The sequence below is a fragment of the Nitratiruptor tergarcus DSM 16512 genome, assembly GCF_027946175.1.
GTDB lineage: Bacteria > Campylobacterota > Campylobacteria > Campylobacterales > Nitratiruptoraceae > Nitratiruptor > Nitratiruptor tergarcus.
Genome location: NZ_AP026671.1, coordinates 1811321 through 1832572 on the forward strand (window position 1 = coordinate 1811321; position 21252 = coordinate 1832572).

The following is a 21252-nucleotide window of genomic DNA, read 5'->3' on the forward strand; positions in this document are numbered from 1 at the left end:
ACAATGGTTGTAACGAGATTCGCTCCTAGCCCTACAGGATATCTCCATATTGGAGGACTGCGTACTGCACTTTTTAACTGGCTTTGGGCGCGTCACAATAATGGAAAATTTATCTTGCGTATAGAAGATACAGATTTAGCACGCAATAGCGAAGAGGCTACCAAAGCGATTTTAGAAGCATTTGATTGGGTAGGTCTTGATTATGATGGTGAGGTTGCTTACCAATCCAAGCGTTTTGATATCTACAAACGCTACATCCAAAAGCTCCTTGATGAAGGCAAGGCATACTACTGCTATATGACAAAAGAGGAGCTTGATAAACTCAGAGAAGAGCAGATGCAGCGTGGTGAGCGCCCTCGTTATGATAGACGCTATCGTGATTTTACTGGTACACTGCCAGAAGGCGTGCAGCCGGTAGTGCGTATCAAAGCGCCTTTAGAGGGTGATATTATATTTGAAGATGGAATCAAAGGTACAATTACTATTAAATCCGAAGAGTTGGATGATTTTATTATTGCTCGCAGTGATGGTACACCTACATACAATTTTGTTGTAGCAATAGATGATGCTTTGATGGGGGTGACAGATGTGATTCGTGGAGATGATCACCTCTACAATACTCCTAAGCAAATCATTGTTTATGAAGCTTTGGGGCTAAAAATTCCAAAGTTCTATCATGTGCCTATGATTTTGAATGAGCAGGGGAAAAAGCTCAGTAAGCGTGATGGGGCAATGGATGTGATGGAGTATAAGAGAATGGGATATTTGCCTGAAGCGCTTCTTAATTTCCTCGTGCGCCTTGGATGGAGCCATGGGGATCAAGAGATTTTTAGCTTAGAAGAGATGATAGAGCTTTTTGATCCAAAAGATATTAATAAGTCTGCTTCGGCTTATAATCTTTCTAAACTGCAGTGGCTCAATGCTCACTATATAAAAAACACTCCTAATGAAAAGCTTGTAACACTTCTGGAAGATTTTGGAATCTTTTTAGCAGATCATGACAAAAAAGAGATACTTCTTGATGCGCTCAAAGAGAGAGCAAAAACGCTGCAAGAGCTAGCAGACATGGCAAAGGAGATCCTTGAAGAGCCTGAAGAGTACGATGCTAAAGGCATGAAAAAAGCTCTCAGAGGAGAGTGGCGAGAGATCTTAGAGCTTTTTGTACAAAAGCTCGAGCAAAAAGATGTCCACTTACCTGTTGATTTTCATACTATTATTGAAGAGGTTGTAAAGGAAAAAGAGATAGGTTTTGGTAAAATCGGCCAACCTCTTCGTCTTGCGCTTCTTGGAAAAATGGCAGGACCAGATTTAGCAGATGTTATGGCGATAATAGGTAAAGACCAGACAATAAAAAGAGTAAAAAAATTATTAGAAAGCTATAAATGAAAATAACAAAAGAGGAAGTACTCTCTTATCACAAAGAAGATAAACCGGGGAAAAAAGAGATTGCGATTACAAAATCTTTTGAGACACAAAAAGATCTCTCAATAGCATATACTCCTGGTGTTGCATATGTGTGTGAAGAGATTGCAAAAAATCCAGAAGCAGCTTATGACTATACTACAAAAGGTAATTTTGTAGCTGTTGTCACAAACGGGACTGCCGTTTTGGGATTAGGCGACATAGGGCCATTGGCTGCAAAGCCTGTGATGGAAGGCAAAGCGATACTCTTTAAAAAATTTGCCGGCATTAATGCAGTAGGGATCTTGGTAGACGAAAAGGATCCTGAAAAGTTTATAGAGATCGTACGAGCAATATCTCCTACATTTGGTGGAATTAATCTTGAAGATATAAAAGCACCAGAATGCTTTTATATCGAAGAAAAACTCAAAAAAATCACTGATATTCCTGTTATGCATGATGATCAGCATGGAACTGCAATTGTGACCACTGCAGCGATGATTAATGCATGTAAGCTAACAAATAGAGATATAGCTTCTTTAAAAGTTGTGATAGTAGGAAGTGGTGCTGCAGCAATTGCAAGTGCAAGGATGTATAGGCATCTTGGAGTAAAAGAGATAATTCTCATAGATTCAAAAGGTGTAGTACATGCTGGACGCACAGATCGCAACCCTTACAAAAAAGAGTTTGCTCTTCCTCATTCTATGAGACGAGAAGAGGCATTTAATGATGCAGACATGGTACTTGGACTCTCTATTCCAGGTGCAGTGCAAGAGGAAGATATTGCGAGGATGAAAGATGAGCCTTTTGTTTTTGTCTGCTCCAATCCTACTCCAGAAATTATGCCAGATGTAGTGCGCTCCATCAAACCGCAGGCAATTATTGCAACGGGAAGAAGCGATTTTCCCAATCAAGTAAATAATGTCTTAGGATTTCCATTTCTTTTCCGTGGAGCACTTGATACAAGAAGTAGTGCTATCAATTACGAGATGATGTTAGCTGCTGCAAATGCTTTAGCTGCATTGGCACGAAAAGATGTTCCCGAAGAGGTAAAAAAGATATATAATAAAGATCTCTTCTTCTCAAAAGAGTATATTATCCCTACTCCTTTTGATAAAAGACTACTAGTAGAGGTTTCTGCAGCAGTTGCCAAGGCTGCAATGGAAAGTGGCGTAGCAAGAAAAGTTATCAACATTGAAGAGTACAAACAGAGGGTGGCAACGTTTATCTAAAATGTAGATGAAGGTTCAGCAATGTAATAACCTTGAGAGTAGTCTATTCCCAATTTTTTTACTGCTTCGAAAATCTCTTTTGAATGAACAAACTCTGCAATAGTAGCTATCTTGGCCTTTTTGGCCAAAAAAACGATTGCTGCTACTATCTGTCTAGCGCTTTCGTCTTTATCAAGGTTTTGGATAAGGGAACCATCTATTTTGATGTAATCGATTTCGAGGTTAAATATGTGGGAGAAGTTGGAGTAACCACTCCCAAAATCATCAATTGCTACTTGCGATCCTTGTGAACGAATGATTGAAAAGAAGTTTTTGACTGCTTCATAATCTTTAAGTGTTTCACTCTCAAGGATCTCAAATGTTATATACTTAGCAATATCTGGATATTTTGCAAACATTTTTCCAAAAAACTTGAGCATATCTGGATTTTCAATATCTTTCATAGAGATATTTACTGATATGGATTTGTGTTGTTTGGCAGCTTCTGCAAAACTTTTTTCTATAATTGAGTGGGTAATATATTCATAAAGTTTTGCTTCTTTAGCAATTTCAAGATAGGGAAAAATGGACTCATAAAATCCTTTATCGTTTTTAAGTCTGGCGAGTGCTTCATATTTGACGATTTTTCCTGTTTTATTGTCAATGATTGGTTGAAAAAAAGGAATAATGAGGTCTTTGTCGATCGCTTCTTTGAGAATTTTACTCTTTTTGAGATTCTCTTTGATGCGTTGGAAAAAGCCAAGACTATCATCGTATATGCAGTAGTGTAATGAGCTATGCTGCTTTACATATTTAAGGGCCATATCTGCAGTCTCAATAAGAGGCCTTTTGCGTGTGATACCGATACTGACAGCAAGATAAATTTCTACACTTTTAAAAGTAATTTTGTGTTTATCAAAATACTCAATTATCGTTTTAGCTAAATTGGCATCATCTATAGGAATCTTTTCATCTATCAAGATTCCAAAGTCGTCTCCTCCAATGCGATAAAATTTTGCATTGTAGTGGTGAGGGGTGATCTTTTTGAGGATTTTAGCTACTTCACGTAAAATGTGATCTCCTGTGGCATTGCCATAAAAGTCGTTGTAGTGTTTAAAACTGTTTATATTCACTAGTGCGAAAAAAGGTTGTTTTATTTTTCTTACATCCTTTTTAAAAGCTTTTCTGTTGTAGAGTTTTGTTAAATCATCGTGGAGTGTCTGGTCTTCAAGACTTTTTTGCAGCTGTTTGAGAGCTCTATTGTCTTTTTCTAATTTATATAGCAGTAGTAAAATAAAAATTAATGCGATAATGTAAAAGGCGATAATTGCGAAAAATATAGAGTTGAGTTTTTGTGCTTCATTGAAATACTTTTCCTCTAGATGGTTTTTGATTTTTTCTAATGTTTTTTGAGGAGTATTATCAAGGATTTCTAGTAAGATATGTTTATATTTTGAAAAATTTTGCAAAAATATTTTTATATGAGCATGAAAAACAGTGAAAAATTTAGTTTTTGCAACTTGCTGTGCTTGCAGTTTTTCTAGTTTTTCAGCAATTCCATGTAAAAAATCTTCATCTAAAGAGTTTTTTATAAGGAATATATCTGCTATGATGGAGATAATAGTATTGCGATTGTGAGAAGATATCTTTGCTGGTATCTTTTGTAGGAGTGTTGCAAGGTACATCGTAGAGTTTTTTATTGCTGCATTGAGTGTTTTAAATCTCTCTATAAGATCATTTTTATGCTCAATTTGGAGTTTATAGGTTTGTAAAAGATCTGCAATATCTTCATCCTCTTTTTGTAACATTGTTTGAAACTTTTTAAGGATATTATCCATCTCTTTTTGCAATTTTGCAATTTCGTCATAATCTTCATAGAGGAAAAAGGAAGCTTTCAAAATATTGTAATTGAGTTGGAGTTCTTTGTCGCGCAGTTCATTGTAGTAGAAGAAAGCGCGATTTTTTTTATCAAAGAAATTATATGTGTAGTTTTGAAAGAAGATGAGAAAAGAGATAGCTACTATACTGAAGAGTAAAAAGATAGATATTTTGATTTTACTATTTTTCGTCATTACTCAAAATCTTTGGTTTTTTTCCTGTAAGTGTTTTGAGGAAAGCTACGATCTTGTTTTGCTCGTCTTGTGTAAGTGAAAAGCCAAGATTGTGGTATGCCATTTTATTCACAGCTTGTTGTAGTGTTTGCACACTACCATCGTGGAAGTAGGGAGCGGTAAGGGCGATATTGCGCAGTGTGGGAACTTTATAGACATATCTATCTTCTTGCTTTTTTGTCAGTTCATAGCGATCGTCAACCGGAGCTTTTGGATAGGCGATAACTGTACCAAGTTTTTGAAAAGAGTTGCCTCCTATATTGATGCCATTATGGCAGGTAATACAGCCAATTCTTTTAAAAAGCAAATAACCCTCTTTCTCTTCGGGAAGAAGTTGTACTTCCCCTCGCAAATATCTGTCAAATTTGGCATCAGGTGTAATAAGAGCCTTTTCAAACTCAACAATTGCTTCTTTTACCATAGCATACTCTATTTTGTCTGTTTTGTAAACTTTTTTGAAAAGCTTTCTATAAAAAGGAGAGCTATTAAGGCGTTTTTCAATCTCTTGATTACTCATATCCATTTCTACTGGGTTATGTAAAGGTCCATCGATCTGTTCGTAGAGATCTTGTGCTCTTCCATTCCAAAACTGCATCATATTAAAAATGGAGTTATACACTGTAGGGGAGTTGACTTGCCCTTTTCTCCCTTTTACTCCAATTGAGACAGGGCGAGGGTCTGCTCCTCCATGATCAAAATCGTGGCAACTGACGCAGGCTACAGTTTTGTCTTTTGAAAGAATCGGATCGAAAAAAAGAAGTTTACCCAAATGTGCTTTTTGAAGATCGTATGGAATGTTATGCGGAATAGGGGTTATTGGCTCTTTTGCGTAGAGCAGTAGTGAGAGGAAAAAAATAGTTGCTTTTCTCATATTTTGCCTCAAGTAAAAGATATATATTTGTATTATTATCGGTAAATGAGAGTGAAATTATCGCTGCAATTGGAAAAATTTTTTCAAAGATTGCTTCTCTTTTCTACCAATTTTGTAATCGATAAGTTGCAGATAGTTTTTGATCTCTTTATGAGAAAGTCCACTGCGCTTTGTGTAGCGGGAAAGAATGTAGTGGGGGATTTTTGTATGTGAATGGAGAAACTTTTTTGCAAGAGCTTTATAGGCTTTTGGATTTTTTTTGTAACAAAACCGAGCAAAAACAAAAGGGAGTCTATATCGCTCATACCACTTTTGTGCTAAGTCGATGCATCCATCGGTTTTAAGAAGTGCTTTATCTCCAATAATAACTTCGCCTTTGATGCCAAGTACTTTTGCTAAAACGTTGGATGTATTAGACTCTTCATCCTCTTTATTTTCTCCTGGGCAGACAATGACGCTTTTGACTCTTTTATGTGCAACGATGCCAAAATCGGTGCAAGCATATTTTTTACTTACCACACTTGATATCATTGCTGCTTCTACTCTCCCTTTTATAAAAAGGCGATTGATGTGGCTAGGAACTCCCTTATAATAGGTAAGTGCAGCTTTGTCCGCACTATGCTTGAGCTCTTTTTTTAAAAATATATAGAATGGTAAAAGATTGATATAGTCTATTTTTCCAATTATCATGGCGTAATTATATTGAAATTTTTTGATAAAATTAGCAAAATCCATCAAGAGGATAGAAAATATGGTTACAGTTGAGTTTTTGGGGCCTATTGCTAAAGAGCCCCTGCAGGTAGAAGCGAAAAATTTGCGTGAAGTTGCACAAATTTTGCAAAAAGATAGTGAAATAAAGAAGTGGCTGGGTGAATGTGCAGTTGCGGTGAATGATAAGATTGTCAAAACCCTTGATATCGAGCTTAAAGATGGGGACAAGGTTTCATTGCTACCCCCAGTTTGTGGAGGATAAATATGCTTGAACTCTATCCCGGTGAGTTAAATGTTGATAAAATCTTCAGTAAATGGCGCAGGTGGGGCGAAGATAAAAACTATGGTGCTTTTATCACTTTCGTAGGGACTGTAAGAGAAGAAAATGGCATTGAGGCTTTGAGCTTTGATGTATATAAGCCGATATTGCAGCGTTGGTTTGAAGCGTGGCAGCAAAGAGCACAGCAAAGAGGCGCTTATCTTAAAATGGCCCACTCCATTGGTAATGTCCCTATCCATACATCCAGTTATATGGCTGCGGTTTTTAGTCCCAAAAGGCGTGTTGCATTAGAGCTTATAGAAGAGTTTGTAGAAGATTTCAAAGCTAATGCTCCTATTTGGAAATATGATGTAAAAAACGGTGAGAGAATCTATGCGCGAGACCGCAGCCACAAAATTGAAGGAAGCGGTCTTTTAGATAGCCTCTAGAAGGAGCTTGTGTACTACATTGGAGATCTTCATCAGATCTTGTGGTGTTTGTGCAAGCTCTTGGATCTTTTGAGCAAAGAAGCTAGTATCTATCATCTTTTCTTGAATATAATTCATGAGTCCATCATGGAGTGATTCTTTACTTCTTGTATAAAAGACTACATCTTTTGCGGTAGCTACTACAAAGTACTCCACTAGCTCCATGAGTTGCATTTTAAGCTCTTTGCCAATATTATCTTTTGGAGAGAAGTTATAGATAATTTGCAAGAGAGCATCGATATTGAAAAGAGAGAGTATTTCACTAAGTAAAGAGAGTACTTCATTGAGTGGATACTCTTTGAGCTCTTTAATATAGATTGCAGGCATTACAAACTTAATAAGATCGATATAGCGAAAAAAGTCACTATGTATACTCTCTTTAAAGTCAAGAAATTGTGCGATTTCATTTTTATAGTTGAGGATATGAAACGGTTCACTATTAAACTCTTGATAGTTGCGTACTATCCATTTGACACTAAATTCTACAGCATCTTCGATCTCTAGTAGTTGCATATAAATTGAAGTTTTATTAGCACTCTCTTTTTTATAAAGCTCTTTTTTGGCCTTTGCAATCCAAAGAAGAGCATAGAGCAAGAGATATGATTTTATTTTTATAAGAAATTTTTCACTGCCAAGTTCATCAAAATCAGCAATAAAGCGAATACCGGCATTATCGATGATGATATTTGCTGCAACCGTTGCGATAATCTCTCGTGCGAGGGGGTGTGTAAGTACCTCTTTTTCAAAAAGAGGATAGAGAGATTTTGGAAAGTATTTATAAAGATAGTGCTCAAAAAAGGGCTCTTGTGTTAAATTGCTTTGGAGTATGAAGCGTTTGAGAAAGATTTTTGAAAATGAGAGTACAATACCAAGCACAGGCCTCACTATAGCTCCATCGGCATCTATAACAGTATCGAACTCTTTTATTTTTGGTATATCAAAATCTTTTTTATTGAAAAACTCCAACTCTCTCTCAAGAAGTTCAATAGCTTTAATGAAATCCTCCTTATCATTACGTGAACGTAAGGCATCGAGGGTAATTGCAAGAGGTTGCATGAAGTTTTCTTGAAAAACCTTTTCAAGAACCTCTTGTGTGAGCTCTTTGAGAATTGAATGTTTTTGATTTTCATCTATCTTTTGCTCTTTTAACGCTTTATTAAGAACAATTTTGAGATTGACTTCATAATCGCTTGTATTGACACCTGCTGAGTTATCTATACTATCAAGATTGATTCTTCCGCCATTTTTAGCATATTCGATACGAGCCTTTTGTGTAAGTCCAAGATTGCCTCCTTCACATACTGCAAAAGCTTGCAGTGCAGAGGCATCTACTCGCACAGGCTCATTATACTTATCTGCAATGTAGATATTAAACTCTTCACTCGATTTCACGTACGTACCGATACCTCCAATATAGAGCATATCTACTTGTGCACACAGCAGATATTTTGCAAGCTCTTCAGCACTGAGAATATCCTCTTTGATGTTAAGTACCTTTTTTATTTGAGGAGAGAGTTTAATCTCTTTTTGTGTGCGCAAAAATACTCCTCCACCTTTGCTAATGAGAGTTTGGTTGTAATCACTCCAGCTCTTTTGCTCTTCAAAGAGTCGTTTGCGCTCTTTAAAAGCTATTGCAGGATCGGGATTGGGATCAATGAAGATCTCATGCGAACTTATGGCACCTATGAGTTTGATTTGGGGATTAATGAGCATGCCGTTGCCAAATACATCTCCTCGCATAGAGCCGGTTCCAACTACAGTAATAGGATCTTTAAAAATATCGATTTTTCTGTCGATAAAATGCCTCGCAGCACAGATCCATGCACCATGAGCAGTCACACCCAGTTTTTTATGATTGTACCCATGGCTTCCGCCACTTGCAAAAGCATCTTTGAGCCAATATCCTCTTTTTATAGCGATTGCATTGGCCACGTCACTCATATCAGCAGTACCTTTGTCTGCTGCTACAACAAAATAGAAGTCTCCTCTCTCTTTTGGCTCTTTATCGATGAGATCTAGCATTGCATCGATGTAGAGCTCATAGTAGTGGCGAAACTCCTTTTTTGTTATAGGTTTTTCTATGTAGAGACCTCCCTTTCCTCCAGAAGGGATAATGATGGCATTTTTTGCCTCTTGTGTAATCATAAGATCGCGAATCTCTTGGCGAAAATCTTCTCGATCACTCCAGCGGATTCCTCCGCGACTTACAGGACTGATACGCAGATGTACACCTAAAAAATCCTTATGATAGACGAAGATCTCAATATTTGGTTGGAGTGAAGGAAGAAGTTTTTTAAATTTAGTTAAATCAAATTTATAAGACTTGCACTCTTTGCCTGCAAAAAAATTGGTTTTTTTGATACTACAAATTGCATAGTAGCAGATACGTAGCAGTTTATCCTCTTCATAATTTTGCACTGTTTTAAAAGAGGAGTGAATTTTCTCTTCAATCTTTTCTCTTTCCATAAAATCTTGTTTGAAAAAGTATTTGATGAAATAGTTAATGAGATGAGGATAGTTCAAAAATATTTTTATGATGGATTGCTCTTTTTTTTCTGGAAGGAGTTGAACGAGATATTTGACAAGTGAGCGCAAGAATATTACTTGTTCTAAAGAGATATTTTTTTCTAATACAAAACGATAGAGTGCGCATCGTTCTAATGTTTCTCCTCGAAGAGCCTGCTCAATAATTGTTGCGACTTTTTCTTTTGCTTGTTGTAAGGCTGTAATATTTGTATCTATAAAAATTTGGCTAATTTGCACGTCATTCAGGGAGTAGAAAATCTCTTTTTTTGCTGTGATACCAAAATCTTTGAGCAAAAGAACAATTTGTGAAAGAGAAACAGGCTTTTTTGCATAAATTTTAATAGAAGGCTCATGTGCAAGATCAATAATAACTTTGTAGTCATCAAGGTTTTTGACTATTTCTCTATCTTCTTGTGTTATAGCCTCTTTGCAAGGATTTGTCATACTTTTTCCTTCACAGTTTACTCACTTTTATATTGTATAATAGCACAAACATTCAAAAGGGCTGCAATGATAAGTTTTGAAGAGTCGATGCGACTTTTACACTCTTTAGATGTGACTCCTTGTGGAGTGGAAAAGCTCTTTTTAACACAAACTCTTGGAAGGTTTTTGGCGCAAGACATTATCGCAACCACCAACAGTCCGGAACTTCCTACTGCAGCTATGGATGGGTATGCAGTACGTTATGAGGATATGGATAAAAAGAGGCTCAAAGTCCTTGCAGATAATCCTGCTGGAAATGAAGTTACAATGCCAGTTGAACCAGGATTTGCTATCAAAACCTTTACAGGCTCTTTGATGCCAGAGGGTGCAGATACACTTATCCCTATTGAAAATGTGAATCTCATAGGAGAAGAGATTGAGATAGTGGAACTGGTAAAAAAAGGCTTTAGCGTGCGCCCAGTAGGGGAGAATTATAAGCAGGGCGAAACACTTATAGCAAAAGGTTCTCGCATAGGCTTTGCCGAAATTGGCGTCATGGGAAGCCTCAATATTGTGATGCCAAAAGTGTATCAAAAGCCAAAAGTTGCAGTATTAGCTACAGGGAGTGAGGTGTTAGAGATTGGAGAGCAGCAAACAAATGCTGCACAAATTCGCAGCTCCAATAACTATACTCTTGAAGCCCTTATCAAGCAACATGGGGGAGAGTGTGTGCAGCTAGGGGCTGTGAAGGATGATAAGGCAACTATTACACAAAATATGCATGAAGCGCTGCATAGTGCAGACATAGTTGTGAGCACTGGTGGGGTGAGTGTAGGTGATTACGATTTTGTTAAAGATGTGGTGCGTAATGAGCTAGGCGCTGAGGTGGTTTTCAAAGGTGTTGTGATAAAACCTGGTCAACATGTGATGATTGCGCAAAAGGGGCAAAAATTTATTGTAGCACTTCCAGGGTTCGCATACTCAAGTACTGTAACCTTTATGCTCTATGTCCTTCCACTCATTTACCGCATGCAAGGAAGTGAGTATAAGCCTACAATGGTATATGCAACTCTTAAAGAGCCATTTGTTAAAAAGAGCAAGAAAACAGAGTTTACTCCATGCCGTATTCTTATAGAGGATGGGGAGTTTTTTGTCGATTTTGCAGGTAATCGAGAGGGAAGCAGCGCTATTTTGACAAATATGTTGGGTCCCAACAGAGCTTTAGCTGTAACAACGCCGCAAGAAGGCAACAAAGAAGCAGGCGAGCGTATACTTGTGTGGCTGCTTTCATAAGATTGTTTATACTGTGATAATTAAAAAGGAGAAGTAATGTTAAAAAAACTGTTGTTTGTAATGATGTTTGTAGGTGTGCTTTTTGGAGCACAAAGAGAAGTGGATAAAGGCTTTGTCCTTACTACTGTGGATAATCAAAAGATTCATATTCATATCAAAAAAAATGGTATTGAGGTCAAAGAGTATCCTGGTAAAGTGATTATTCTTGATTTTTTTGGTAAACGTTGTCCTCCATGTAGAATGGAGATGCCAATACTTGGCGATTTACAAACAAAACTCAAAGATAAAATGCAAATTATAGGACTCCATGTCCAAGAGCCTTTAAGTAAAAGAGATCTCCAAGAGCTCTATAAAAGAGGAATCAACTATCCAATAGTTGACTATCTTCCAAACAAGGAGAATCAAGCTTTTGTAGGATTCATTGGACAGCTGACAGGATGGAGTGGAAGTATTCCTTATATGCTCTTTTTTGATCCAAAAGGCACGTATCAAGGCTATCATATTGGTATGGCAAACGAAGAATCACTAAAAAAATTTATTGAAAAACTCTACAACACTTCTAAAAAATCTACTCCAAAAACAGAGAGTAATACTACTAAAAAAGCTTCTAAGTAATATTTCTCCCCGAAAAGGGGAGAAAATCAAGACTCTTTACGTAAAAAATCTTTGATTGTGTCTTCATCAAGTTTTTCAGAGTCGTATTTGACAACAATAATCTCTTCTGTTTCATTGACATAAAAGTCTGTAACACCTTCCATTACCTTAAGGCCGGGGAGTTTCTCTTTATCATATAGATCAAAATCTAAAAAGAGATTTGCCCGTACTCCAGGATTGCGCATTCCCACAATCCAGTAGATCCACACAACACAGACAAGCAGTACAAATATGGCTACGGCTTTTTCGTGTCCATACTGGTAGAGTAGACCACCAATCGCACCACCAAGGAAGATGCCAATATAAGCAAAAGTGTTTGCCACGCCAAGTGCTGCACCTTTTTGGTGTACTTTTGCAAATTTGGATACGAAGCTTTGCAAGAGTGGCTCAAACATATTAAAGCCAATAAAGAAAAAGACTGCTCCTACACTAAAGAGCAAAAAGGAGTTGCTAAAGCCCATGAGTGCGAAAGAAGCTGCAATAAATAGGATAGAAACTATAAAGACCTCTTTTCCTCTATGGTATTTTTCGCCAAAAACTGCAGCTGGCCCCATAGAGAGAATTCCAAAAATAACAGCTGGCAAATAGACCTTCCAGTAGTGCTCTGGTCCCATATTAAATTTTTGTTTCATGAGAATGGGAATTAAAAAGAAAGCTATAGCCATGGTTGAAGAGTGAAAGAGAAATGTAATATACATACGCACAAGATCTTTATCTTTGAAAACATGCTTTATCTTTGCTTCCTCTTCGCTGTAGTGATGGACGATTTTTGGAGGCTCTGGGACCGCGGTAAAGAGAATGCCAAGAGCAAGAAGAGCGAGAATTGCTGTAAGCCAAAAGAGTGCCTTGACACTGTAAAGACCTCCAATAATTGGTCCAATAATCATTGCAGCTGCAAAACTAAGAGCTATGACCATACCCATAACTGCCATAGCATGAGCGCGCTCATCCTCTCTTACATAGTCTGCAATCATTGCTGTAACAACGCTGCCAATAGCTCCAGCACCCTGTAAAAATCTTCCAAGGAGCAATACATAGATATTATCAGCTACTGCACAGATAACGGAACCTGCTGCAAAGACGAGGAGGCCGATGAGGATCGTTTTTTTGCGTCCAATCTTATCACTGAGTACCCCATAAGGTACTTGGAGCACGGCTTGTGTAAAAGCGTATCCACCGACAGCCACACCAGCTAAAAATGCAGTTCCTCCAGGAAGTTGCAGTGCGTACTGACTTAGTACCGCCAAAACGATAAATAGCCCAAAGAAGCGTAGGGCGACAATGAGACTTAAAGGCAGAACCTTTTTGACAATCTCTTTCAATAGGTATCCTTTATGATAAAATTTTGTCAACCTTATTGTAAAACTACTTTGTAAATAAAAGGTAGAAAAATGAAAATTATTTTAGCTTCTTCAAATAGAGGCAAGATAAAAGAGATCCAAGAGTTGCTTCAAGCTGAAGTGGTTCCCTATAAAGATATTTTGGGTGATATAACGATTATAGAAAATGGAAAGAGTTTTCAAGAAAATGCCATGATAAAAGCCAAGGCTATTTTTGAGAGAGTACCACAGAGTATTGTGCTAGCAGATGATAGTGGAATTAGCGTTCCAGCACTTGGTGGAGAGCCAGGAATCTATAGTGCGCGTTATGCAGGAGAGGGCGCTACAGATAAAGAGAATCTGCAAAAACTCATTTCCAAATTGCAAGAAAAAAATATCAAAAAGACTCCAGCATTCTATACAGCTGCAATTGCAATTGCTTCACCAAAAGGGATCTTTACTACACATGGCTGGATGTGGGGAGAAGTAATTGATGAAGCTAGAGGTGATAGAGGCTTTGGATACGATCCCATGTTTATACCTGAGGGCTATGAGAAGACTCTTGGGGAGTTGGATGAAGAGGTAAAAAAACGTATCAGCCATAGGGCAAAAGCGCTGCGTTTAGCAAAAATTGTTTTAGAAAGAATGGTATGAGAGAGAAATTTTTTGAGGATTTAAGAAAAATCTATACACTCCTTGAAGCTGAGCAGAAGGAGCTGCAGCGTTTTTATGAAATTTTACAACCACATAGAAGTTTAGTAGATGTAAAGGTTGCAGAGTATGAGGATCTGATATATGATTTTTTGCAGTTTATAGGTTTAGAGGTATCGAGCGAGACAAAACTTGCAGCAATTAACCGTATCGTAAATCTGCGTGAAGATATGCTCTTACAAGTGATAAGTGACAAAGAAGAAGAGGAGCAAATTAAAGTAAAAGAGAGAGCTTTTGTTTGGGTGAGCCAGTTTTATCTCGCGCGCTTTGAACAGCTTTTGCAAACAATTGAAGCACAGGAACTTCTTTCTCCCTTTTATCGCACACTTGTGCGCCATGCACATCTTATTGGTGAGGCTTTTAGCTCCTGGCAAAGTAGTTGGATGGCAGCCATTATTTATGGCATCAATAAAGAATTATTTCGCATATTCAATGGAGACGAAGAGAAAATTTTTGAGATGCTCAATGCCAAAAAGCTGCTTGATAGAGGGCATGGTGGTGAAGTAGGAGATAGGAGCTACTCTGTATTGGTTATGGAAGAAGATGGGAGTTTCAAAAGAGTTGCGTATGCTGAGGCTTTTAGCAAAGAGGTAGAGCAGGTGTGTAAAAGAATCGATAATGCACTCCAAGCGCTAGCAAAATATGAAGATGAGGTTTTTCATAAAAAAGAGGAGTGGCTTGTATATTTTGTAAAAATCAAAGAGGCACTTTTAGAAAAGGATCCAGATAGACTCATACCTGCTTGGGCTGATGTGGATAGAGCTTGGATGCGCATTGATACACCTTTACAGTTAGGGCATCCTCTTGAATACTATGAAGATCGCTACCGCAAGGCAGTAGCACTAGAGTGGGATGTAAGGATAGTAGATCCCAACTACAAAGCGGGTGAGCGAGTTAAAAAGATAGAGCTTGCTTTTCGTAAACTCTATGATGAAATTGGCATAGAGAAGCCTTCAATTTATCGTCAAACTTTGCAGAGTTTGCAAAAAGTACAACTCTATGTGGGCAGACCTCTTCTTTTTTATGGGAGTGAGTTTAATGGGCTTTTTAGTGCACAAGTAGTACCAAACGATGAGGTTGTGAGTAAAGAGATGGGTAAAAAGATTTTTGCATATCCCGATATGATACTCCAAACCAAAAAGGCTAAGCCAAAGATGCGTCTAACGTATGAAATATATGGAAAAGAGGGAGCACAAAAAATTTATAGCCTTTTGGAAAATGAAGAGGCTTGGTATGCGGTGTATGATATCACTACTATTGGTCATGAGTATGGGCATATTTTGTGGATGGATGAAGAGAGCGAAGCGGTGATGAATAGAAGTGGAATGTTTAAGCTTGCTGAAGAGTTTAAAGCAACCACCGGTGGACTTGTGGCATATTTTATGTTTGAAGAGGAACGCTACTGGGAAGAGTTGCTACTTGATCATATCCAGCGAAGTGTCTCACTAATTGGCTGGATGGAGGTAGAAGAGGTACTTCCTTATTATGTAGAGGGCCTTTTGCATCTGCATGGACTTTTTGAAACTGGTGTTTTAACGTTTGATACAAAATTGCAGATGCATATTACAAAGCAAAATTTTGCCAAGCTCAAAAGATGGTATCTTCAAGTTTATAAAGATTTGGCAAAAGTTTATCTGCTTAAAGAAAATGTAAAGAATTTTTTAGATAAATTTATAGTAAAGGGGAAAAATGTATATTTGCCTCTTGATGAAAAAGTTGGTTCTTTTGTCCAATTTTATTATGAGCTTTATACAAAGATTGGCCGAGAAATAGTAACATCAGAGTAGATGCAATATCCCTATGAACATGAGGCGGTGTAATCTTTATAATAGATTATAAGTGTGGTGCATACAGGATAGTGAGGAAAGGGGCAAAGATGAAAAGAGTAGTAGCGATAATGGCACTGCTGCAAATAGTTGTTTTTGGAGCAGATTATGTGAAAGAACTTAAAGCCTACTTGACTGCAAAGGATTTTGGTGTTGATGGCATTATGTATACCTACGATTTCAATCATGATGGATATATAGGATACAATGAATGGATATATGTAAGTACCAGAACTAATAATAAATACAGACTGCTAGGTACAGAACCTACTCCAAATAATGCTTTCGGTTTCAAAAAAGTCAATATTCAACTGCAAAATGCTTCACCAATGGGCTATTTTATTTTTATAGATTTTCCACTTGACAGTGATAAAAGATTTTCTTGGATCTATCTCTCTGCTACAAGTGGAAAAATATTTAAACTTATAGGTGCAACATCTGATCATAGGTTTGAATATCTTTATAATAACATGTACCAATCTCCTCTGTCGGATTTAGAATATGTATTGGAAGATAACCAAGTGAGTTTTGTTTATAAAAGTATGGAAGATTTTCCATACATTGTAAGTGCATATGATACAAGAGGATTTAGTTGGAAAGTAGTTCCAAGGGATCAGAGGGTATATATTGCAGATGGGAGTAATGGTCTGGTAGTGCTTGATATGAGCTATATAAATTTCTACAATCCGCAACTCAGTATAAAAAAGATTTATGGACAGACTTATGATATAGCGGAAGATTTTCAACATCATAAAATATATATTGCTTTAGGCAAAAAGGGCATTAAAATGCTTGATAGTGAGAATCTTGATGAAATTACATCAGTTAAAGTTCCTAAAAAAAGGGTGAGTTTTGAAAATATTTGGCTCTCACCTGATAAAAAAGCACTTTATGCACTTGATGGTAAAGGAGTGTTTGCTATTTATGGAGATCTTGAAAAAAACTCCATGAACTATTGTGATACCATAGCTGGTGATTTTGCTGATATAGTTATTAGTGGTGACTATCTTTATTTAATAGATCGTAGTGAAGGTGTGAAGAGATACTCTTTGGCTACGCCTACCGCTCCAAGATTTGAAGTAGCTATAAGTGTTAAGGGGCTTGAAGATGGCGTAGTGATGGATGGCTATGTTTACGGTGTCTACGACCAAAAGACAAAAATGGTGGTTATTACACCAGAGTGCAAAATAGCAAAAAATTTAGATACTCCTCATACAATATTTAAGCTTGTTGCAGATCCAGAGCATAAAAAACTATATGCTCTCAACAACGTTGCATCTATTGATGTATTTGATGTAAGTAATCCGTTAGATCCACAATTTGAAAAAACGATATATTTGCCGTATCCTGCTATGGATCTAAAAATCAAAGGAAATTTTGGATATATTGCAAATGGTGGAAATGGCCTCATAGTTATACAATTATAATCTCTCACTTTATATATGCCGGGATATCCCGGCATTTTGAAATCTCTCTTATATTCCTCCTGTATTTAATAAAACAATTATTGTGTATCAAAAATCAAGTTTAATATGTTTTTATATTTTATTTGATATATTCAAGTAATATAACTTGACATAGAATGACTAAGATGATATAATTACGAAAAACTAAAAGGAGGTGAGTGATGATTCCTGTGGTTATCGATCCATTTAAAGAGTTAAGAGATATTGAAAGAAAAATCTCTTCTATGCTCGAATTTGAAAATAAGATGGCACCAAGTACACAAGTAGAAAATATCTGGATGCCAGCGGTGAATGAAAAAGAGGATGAAAAAGCTTACTATGTAGAAGTTGATCTACCTGGAGTGAAAAAAGAGGATATCAACCTTGAAGTGAAAGATAATGTTCTCACTATTAGTGGTGAGAGAAAATTCAAAAAAGAGGAAGAGGATAAGGGGTATAAAAGAGTTGAAAGCTTCTTTGGTAAGTTTGAACGCAGCTTTACTCTTCCAGCTGACGCAGATGCAGAAAAAATTGAAGCAAAAGCTGAAGATGGCGTACTTCATATCACTATTCCAAAAGTAGAGCAAAAAGAGAATATCAAAAAAATCGAAGTCAAATAAACAACCCTCTCCAAGCTCCTTGGGCTGATTGCAAAGTCCAAGGGGCTTTTCTTCTCAACCATGTTCAAGCTACGAGCATATTTTTTCTTACTTACCTTATTATGAATATGCTTCTATAGGCTACATCCAAAAATAGCTGCTAATAAAATTAAAAATACCATTGAATATAAAATTCCAAGTAGTTATATTTAATAATAATTTAAGTAGACAAAAGTGATAATAGTTATAAGAATATATTAAATGAATTAGAAGAAAGTACGGTTTCCTCCTTGCTTTCCACGCTCTTTGGTGTTATAAGTGGAATATAGGAGTTGAGCTGTATTCCAAAAAGCATGAAATAGAGAGTATGTAAAGAGTATGTAAAATTAATACTCAACACCACAAAAAGGATATACCATGAAACGCCTTGCACTTTCCTCCCTCCTCCTGGCTTCCATTCTCTTCGGTGCTTCCAGTGAAGATGTAGTGGGTCAAGTAGGTAAAAAAGCTAACTATCCAATAGATGGCTACTTCGTTCACTATGGCTCGGGAGCATATGACTGGATATATAATCCAAGAGGGACTAATGGCCTCTATAAATTAGAAGGGCTCGATGAAAACGGTTACTTTAGGTGGACAAACCTCTCTACAACTTTTAAAGCATCTGTAAGTGATCATACACTTCATCTAAGCTCTACCCAGCCACAAACTATATTAGTGATAACTACTCCAAATCAAGAGGTAAATGTCAATCTTGCAACTATAAAGACAATTAAATGTAATTCCCTCTCTCCAGGAGATACATTTAAAATCAATGGCGTCACATATAAAGTAGTAGATAATACAATGCTTGAAAATATGGATCCCAAGAGTGATGATTATGAGCATATCTGCACATCCAAAGTAACAAATATGAGTGATCTTTTTCGTGATGCTGTAAATTTCAATCAACCAATAGGCAAATGGGACACGTCCAGTGTGACAAATATGAGTAATATGTTTTGGAATGCTGTGAACTTTAATCAGCCAATAGGAAATTGGGATACATCCAATGTGATGAGAATGCGTCAAATGTTTTATTTTGCTGTGAAATTTAATCAGCCAATTGGAGACTGGGATACATCCAAAGTTACAGATATGTATGGTATGTTTGAATATGCTACAAGCTTCAATCAGCCCATAGGCAAATGGGATACATCGAAAGTAACGAGTATGGGTTATATGTTCTTTTATGCAATTCGGTTCAATCAAAATATTCAAAATTGGGATACATCGAGTGTAGTAAATATGAGTAATATGTTTGAATATGCTAAAAACTTTAATCAGCCAATCGGGGATTGGGATATATCCAAAGTTACAGATACGTCTCATATGTTTCGCCATGCCGAAAGCTTTAACCAATTCATAGGTAACTGGGATACATCGAAAGTGACGAATATGAATAGTATGTTTGAAGATGCGTATAGTTTTAATCAGCCAATCGGCAACTGGGATACATCCAAAGTGACAAGTATGGGTAGTATGTTTTGGGGTGCTGCAAGCTTTAATCAGCCAATAGGAAACTGGGATACGTCCAATGTGACAAGTATGAATAGTATGTTTGCATATGCCAAGAGCTTCAATCAGCCAATAGGGAACTGGGATACATCGAAAGTGACAAATATGGGTAAAATGTTTAAATATGCTACAAGCTTCAATCAGCCGATTGGCAATTGGAATACATCAAAAGTGACAAATATGTATGGTATGTTTTGGGGTGCCACAAGCTTCAATCAGCCAATTGGCAACTGGAATACATCCAATGTTACGAATATGAATTATATGTTTTACAATGCTACAAGCTTCAACCAAAATATCCATAACTGGTGCGTGAGTAAAATCCCTCAAAAACCAACCCTGTTCGATACCGGCGCAGCATTTGAAGGCAGAGATGATCTGCAACCAGTATGGGGTACATGCCCCAGCCAGTGAGCCTTTTGGCTTGCTGGGCTTTTTGATTATTTTTCACCCAAAAAGGATACACCATGAAACGCCTTGCACTTTCTTCTCTCCTCCTGGCTTCCATTCTCTTCGGTGCTCCAAGTGAAGATATAATAAACCAAGTAGGTAAAAAAGCTAACTATCCAATAGATGGTTACTTCGTTCACTATGGCTCGGGAGCATATGACTGGATATATAATCCAAGAGGGACTAATGGCCTCTATAAATTAGAAGGGCTCGATCAAAACGGTTACTTTAGATGGACAAACCTCTCTTCATCTTTTAAAGCATCTGTAAGTGATCATACACTTCATCTAAGCTCTACCCAGCCACAAACTATATTAGTGATAACTACTCCAAATCAAGAGGTAAATGTCAATCTTGCAACTATAAAGACAATTAAATGTACTCAACTCTCTCCAGGAGATACATTTAAAATCAATGGCGTCACATATAAAGTAGTAGATAATACAATGCTTTACAACATGGATCCCAAGAGTGATGATTATGAGCATATCTGCACATCCAAAGTAACGAATATGAACAATCTTTTCTCTAATGCTGTGGATTTTAACCAGCCAATTGGTAAATGGGATACATCGAATGTGACACGTATGCACTCTATGTTTAATGGTGCTGTGAATTTCAACCAGCCAATAGGAGACTGGGATACATCCAAAGTGACTAATATGTATGGCATGTTTTCTTATGCCACAAGCTTCAATCAGCCAATAGGCAATTGGGATACATCCAAAGTGACAGATATGGGTTATATGTTTTACAATGCTGTGAAATTCAATCAGCCAATTGGCAAATGGGATACATCCAATGTGATGAGTATGGATCAAATGTTTTATTATGCTATAAGTTTCAACCAGCCAATAGGAGATTGGGATACATCCAATGTGAAGTATATGGGTTCTATGTTTTACCATGCCACAAGCTTCAACCAGCCAATCGGAGACTGGAATACATCGAAAGTAATGTATATGTATGGGATGTTTAGAAATGCCACAAGCTTCAACCAGCCAATAGGAGATTGGAATACATCCAATGTTACGAGTATGAGTGAGATGTTTAGGCAAGCCACAAGCTTCAACCAGCCAATCGGCAATTGGGATACATCCAATGTTACGAGTATGAAGTATATGTTTTGGAATGCCACAAGCTTCAATCAGCCAATTGGCAACTGGGATACATCCAATGTTAAGTATATGAATAGTATGTTTTACTATGCCAAAAGCTTCAACCAAAATATCCATAACTGGTGCGTAAGCAAAATCCCTCAAAAACCTGCTGGTTTCGATACCGGCGCAGCATTTGAAGGCAGAGATGATCTGCAACCAGTATGGGGTACATGCCCCAGCCAGTGAGCCTCTGGCTTGCTGGGCTTTTTGATTATTTTTCACACAAAAAGGATACAC

17 protein-coding genes are annotated in these 21252 nt (G+C 37.2%); 12 read left to right on the top strand and 5 right to left on the bottom strand.

The features are described from left to right. Nucleotides 1–3: 3 nt before the first annotated feature. Together gltX and NITER_RS09590 are read left to right on the top strand one after the other, a co-directional pair. Entirely contained in the window at nt 4–1386 is a 1383-nt protein-coding gene (gene gltX / locus NITER_RS09585; protein ID WP_084274770.1) for a glutamate--tRNA ligase, read from the top strand. After that, nucleotides 1383–2633: a malic enzyme-like NAD(P)-binding protein gene (locus NITER_RS09590; RefSeq protein WP_084274769.1), complete on the top strand. Its 1251-nt coding sequence runs from the start codon at nt 1383–1385 to the stop codon at nt 2631–2633. Before gltX ends, NITER_RS09590 begins: the two co-directional genes overlap by 4 nt. Here the strand turns inward: NITER_RS09590 and NITER_RS09595 are convergent. From NITER_RS09595 to NITER_RS09605, 3 genes are read right to left on the bottom strand one after another with little or no spacing between them, the layout of a single operon-like run. Further along, nucleotides 2630–4684: an EAL domain-containing protein gene (locus NITER_RS09595; protein ID WP_084274768.1), complete on the bottom strand. Its 2055-nt coding sequence runs from the start codon at nt 4682–4684 to the stop codon at nt 2630–2632. The two genes, NITER_RS09590 and NITER_RS09595, sit on opposite strands and share 4 nt — an antisense overlap. Next, nucleotides 4671–5594, bottom strand: a complete 924-nt coding sequence (locus tag NITER_RS09600; protein WP_084274767.1) for a cytochrome-c peroxidase — start codon at nt 5592–5594, stop codon at nt 4671–4673. Before NITER_RS09600 ends, NITER_RS09595 begins: the two co-directional genes overlap by 14 nt. A 57-nt stretch (nt 5595–5651) precedes the next feature. Further along, nucleotides 5652–6284, bottom strand: coding sequence for an MqnA/MqnD/SBP family protein (locus tag NITER_RS09605; protein WP_084276547.1), 633 nt, complete (start codon nt 6282–6284; stop codon nt 5652–5654). 61 nt (nt 6285–6345) lie between these two features. On the opposite strand from NITER_RS09605, the gene NITER_RS09610 reads away from it, so the two are divergent. Then, nucleotides 6346–6567 carry a MoaD/ThiS family protein gene (locus tag NITER_RS09610; RefSeq protein ID WP_084274766.1) on the top strand — a complete coding sequence of 74 codons (222 nt, stop codon included), beginning with the start codon at nt 6346–6348 and terminating at the stop codon, nt 6565–6567. A gap of 2 nt (nt 6568–6569) precedes the next feature. Then, complete coding sequence (locus NITER_RS09615; protein WP_084274765.1) at nt 6570–7013, top strand: molybdopterin synthase catalytic subunit; 444 nt, start codon at nt 6570–6572, stop codon at nt 7011–7013. On the opposite strand, the gene NITER_RS09620 is transcribed toward NITER_RS09615, so the two are convergent. Continuing rightward, complete coding sequence (locus NITER_RS09620) at nt 6999–10022, bottom strand: NAD-glutamate dehydrogenase domain-containing protein (RefSeq protein ID WP_084274764.1); 3024 nt, start codon at nt 10020–10022, stop codon at nt 6999–7001. The two genes, NITER_RS09615 and NITER_RS09620, sit on opposite strands and share 15 nt — an antisense overlap. A gap of 66 nt (nt 10023–10088) precedes the next feature. Here NITER_RS09620 and NITER_RS09625 point away from each other — a divergent pair, with 66 nt between their 5' ends. Together NITER_RS09625 and NITER_RS09630 are read left to right on the top strand one after the other, a co-directional pair. Continuing rightward, entirely contained in the window at nt 10089–11294 is a 1206-nt protein-coding gene (locus NITER_RS09625) for a molybdopterin molybdotransferase MoeA (RefSeq protein ID WP_084274763.1), read from the top strand. Between the two features lie 36 nt (nt 11295–11330). Then, on the top strand, nt 11331–11909 hold the full coding sequence (locus NITER_RS09630) for a TlpA family protein disulfide reductase (RefSeq protein ID WP_084274762.1): 579 nt from the start codon (nt 11331–11333) through the stop codon (nt 11907–11909). A 26-nt stretch (nt 11910–11935) separates the two neighbouring features. On the opposite strand, the gene NITER_RS09635 is transcribed toward NITER_RS09630, so the two are convergent. After that, nucleotides 11936–13261, bottom strand: a complete 1326-nt coding sequence (locus tag NITER_RS09635; RefSeq protein ID WP_425596376.1) for an MFS transporter — start codon at nt 13259–13261, stop codon at nt 11936–11938. A gap of 78 nt (nt 13262–13339) precedes the next feature. Here NITER_RS09635 and rdgB point away from each other — a divergent pair, with 78 nt between their 5' ends. From rdgB to NITER_RS09665, 6 genes are all read left to right on the top strand, one after another. Next, the gene (rdgB, locus tag NITER_RS09640; protein WP_084274760.1) at nt 13340–13921 is read left to right on the top strand and encodes an RdgB/HAM1 family non-canonical purine NTP pyrophosphatase; all 582 of its coding nucleotides are present in this window, start codon (nt 13340–13342) and stop codon (nt 13919–13921) included. Beyond that, nucleotides 13918–15765 (top strand): invasion protein CiaB, encoded by a 1848-nt coding sequence (ciaB, locus tag NITER_RS09645; RefSeq protein ID WP_143779612.1) that lies wholly within the window; start codon nt 13918–13920, stop codon nt 15763–15765. The genes rdgB and ciaB overlap by 4 nt, the downstream gene beginning before the upstream one ends. Before the next feature lie 89 nt (nt 15766–15854). Then, nucleotides 15855–17231, top strand: coding sequence for an LVIVD repeat-containing protein (locus tag NITER_RS09650; protein ID WP_084274759.1), 1377 nt, complete (start codon nt 15855–15857; stop codon nt 17229–17231). 200 nt (nt 17232–17431) lie between these two features. After that, nucleotides 17432–17869, top strand: a complete 438-nt coding sequence (locus NITER_RS09655; RefSeq protein WP_084274758.1) for an Hsp20/alpha crystallin family protein — start codon at nt 17432–17434, stop codon at nt 17867–17869. A 396-nt stretch (nt 17870–18265) separates the two neighbouring features. Continuing rightward, a complete protein-coding gene (locus tag NITER_RS09660; RefSeq protein WP_197685267.1) occupies nt 18266–19819 on the top strand; it encodes a BspA family leucine-rich repeat surface protein in 1554 nt (517 codons plus the stop codon). Between the two features lie 53 nt (nt 19820–19872). Continuing rightward, entirely contained in the window at nt 19873–21201 is a 1329-nt protein-coding gene (locus tag NITER_RS09665) for a BspA family leucine-rich repeat surface protein (protein WP_084274757.1), read from the top strand. Nucleotides 21202–21252 lie beyond the last annotated feature (51 nt).

Excerpts from the sequence above, each read along its gene's own strand:
- gltX (WP_084274770.1), top strand. The coding sequence starts at position 4 with ATGGTTGTAACGAGATTCGCTCCTAGCCCTACAGGATATCTCCATATT.
- NITER_RS09590 (WP_084274769.1), top strand. The coding sequence starts at position 1,383 with ATGAAAATAACAAAAGAGGAAGTACTCTCTTATCACAAAGAAGATAAA.
- NITER_RS09595 (WP_084274768.1), bottom strand. The coding sequence starts at position 4,684 with ATGACGAAAAATAGTAAAATCAAAATATCTATCTTTTTACTCTTCAGT.
- NITER_RS09600 (WP_084274767.1), bottom strand. The coding sequence starts at position 5,594 with ATGAGAAAAGCAACTATTTTTTTCCTCTCACTACTGCTCTACGCAAAA.
- NITER_RS09605 (WP_084276547.1), bottom strand. The coding sequence starts at position 6,284 with ATGATAATTGGAAAAATAGACTATATCAATCTTTTACCATTCTATATA.
- NITER_RS09610 (WP_084274766.1), top strand. The coding sequence starts at position 6,346 with ATGGTTACAGTTGAGTTTTTGGGGCCTATTGCTAAAGAGCCCCTGCAG.
- NITER_RS09615 (WP_084274765.1), top strand. The coding sequence starts at position 6,570 with ATGCTTGAACTCTATCCCGGTGAGTTAAATGTTGATAAAATCTTCAGT.
- NITER_RS09620 (WP_084274764.1), bottom strand. The coding sequence starts at position 10,022 with ATGACAAATCCTTGCAAAGAGGCTATAACACAAGAAGATAGAGAAATA.
- NITER_RS09625 (WP_084274763.1), top strand. The coding sequence starts at position 10,089 with ATGATAAGTTTTGAAGAGTCGATGCGACTTTTACACTCTTTAGATGTG.
- NITER_RS09630 (WP_084274762.1), top strand. The coding sequence starts at position 11,331 with ATGTTAAAAAAACTGTTGTTTGTAATGATGTTTGTAGGTGTGCTTTTT.
- rdgB (WP_084274760.1), top strand. The coding sequence starts at position 13,340 with ATGAAAATTATTTTAGCTTCTTCAAATAGAGGCAAGATAAAAGAGATC.
- ciaB (WP_143779612.1), top strand. The coding sequence starts at position 13,918 with ATGAGAGAGAAATTTTTTGAGGATTTAAGAAAAATCTATACACTCCTT.
- NITER_RS09650 (WP_084274759.1), top strand. The coding sequence starts at position 15,855 with ATGAAAAGAGTAGTAGCGATAATGGCACTGCTGCAAATAGTTGTTTTT.
- NITER_RS09655 (WP_084274758.1), top strand. The coding sequence starts at position 17,432 with ATGATTCCTGTGGTTATCGATCCATTTAAAGAGTTAAGAGATATTGAA.
- NITER_RS09660 (WP_197685267.1), top strand. The coding sequence starts at position 18,266 with ATGAAACGCCTTGCACTTTCCTCCCTCCTCCTGGCTTCCATTCTCTTC.
- NITER_RS09665 (WP_084274757.1), top strand. The coding sequence starts at position 19,873 with ATGAAACGCCTTGCACTTTCTTCTCTCCTCCTGGCTTCCATTCTCTTC.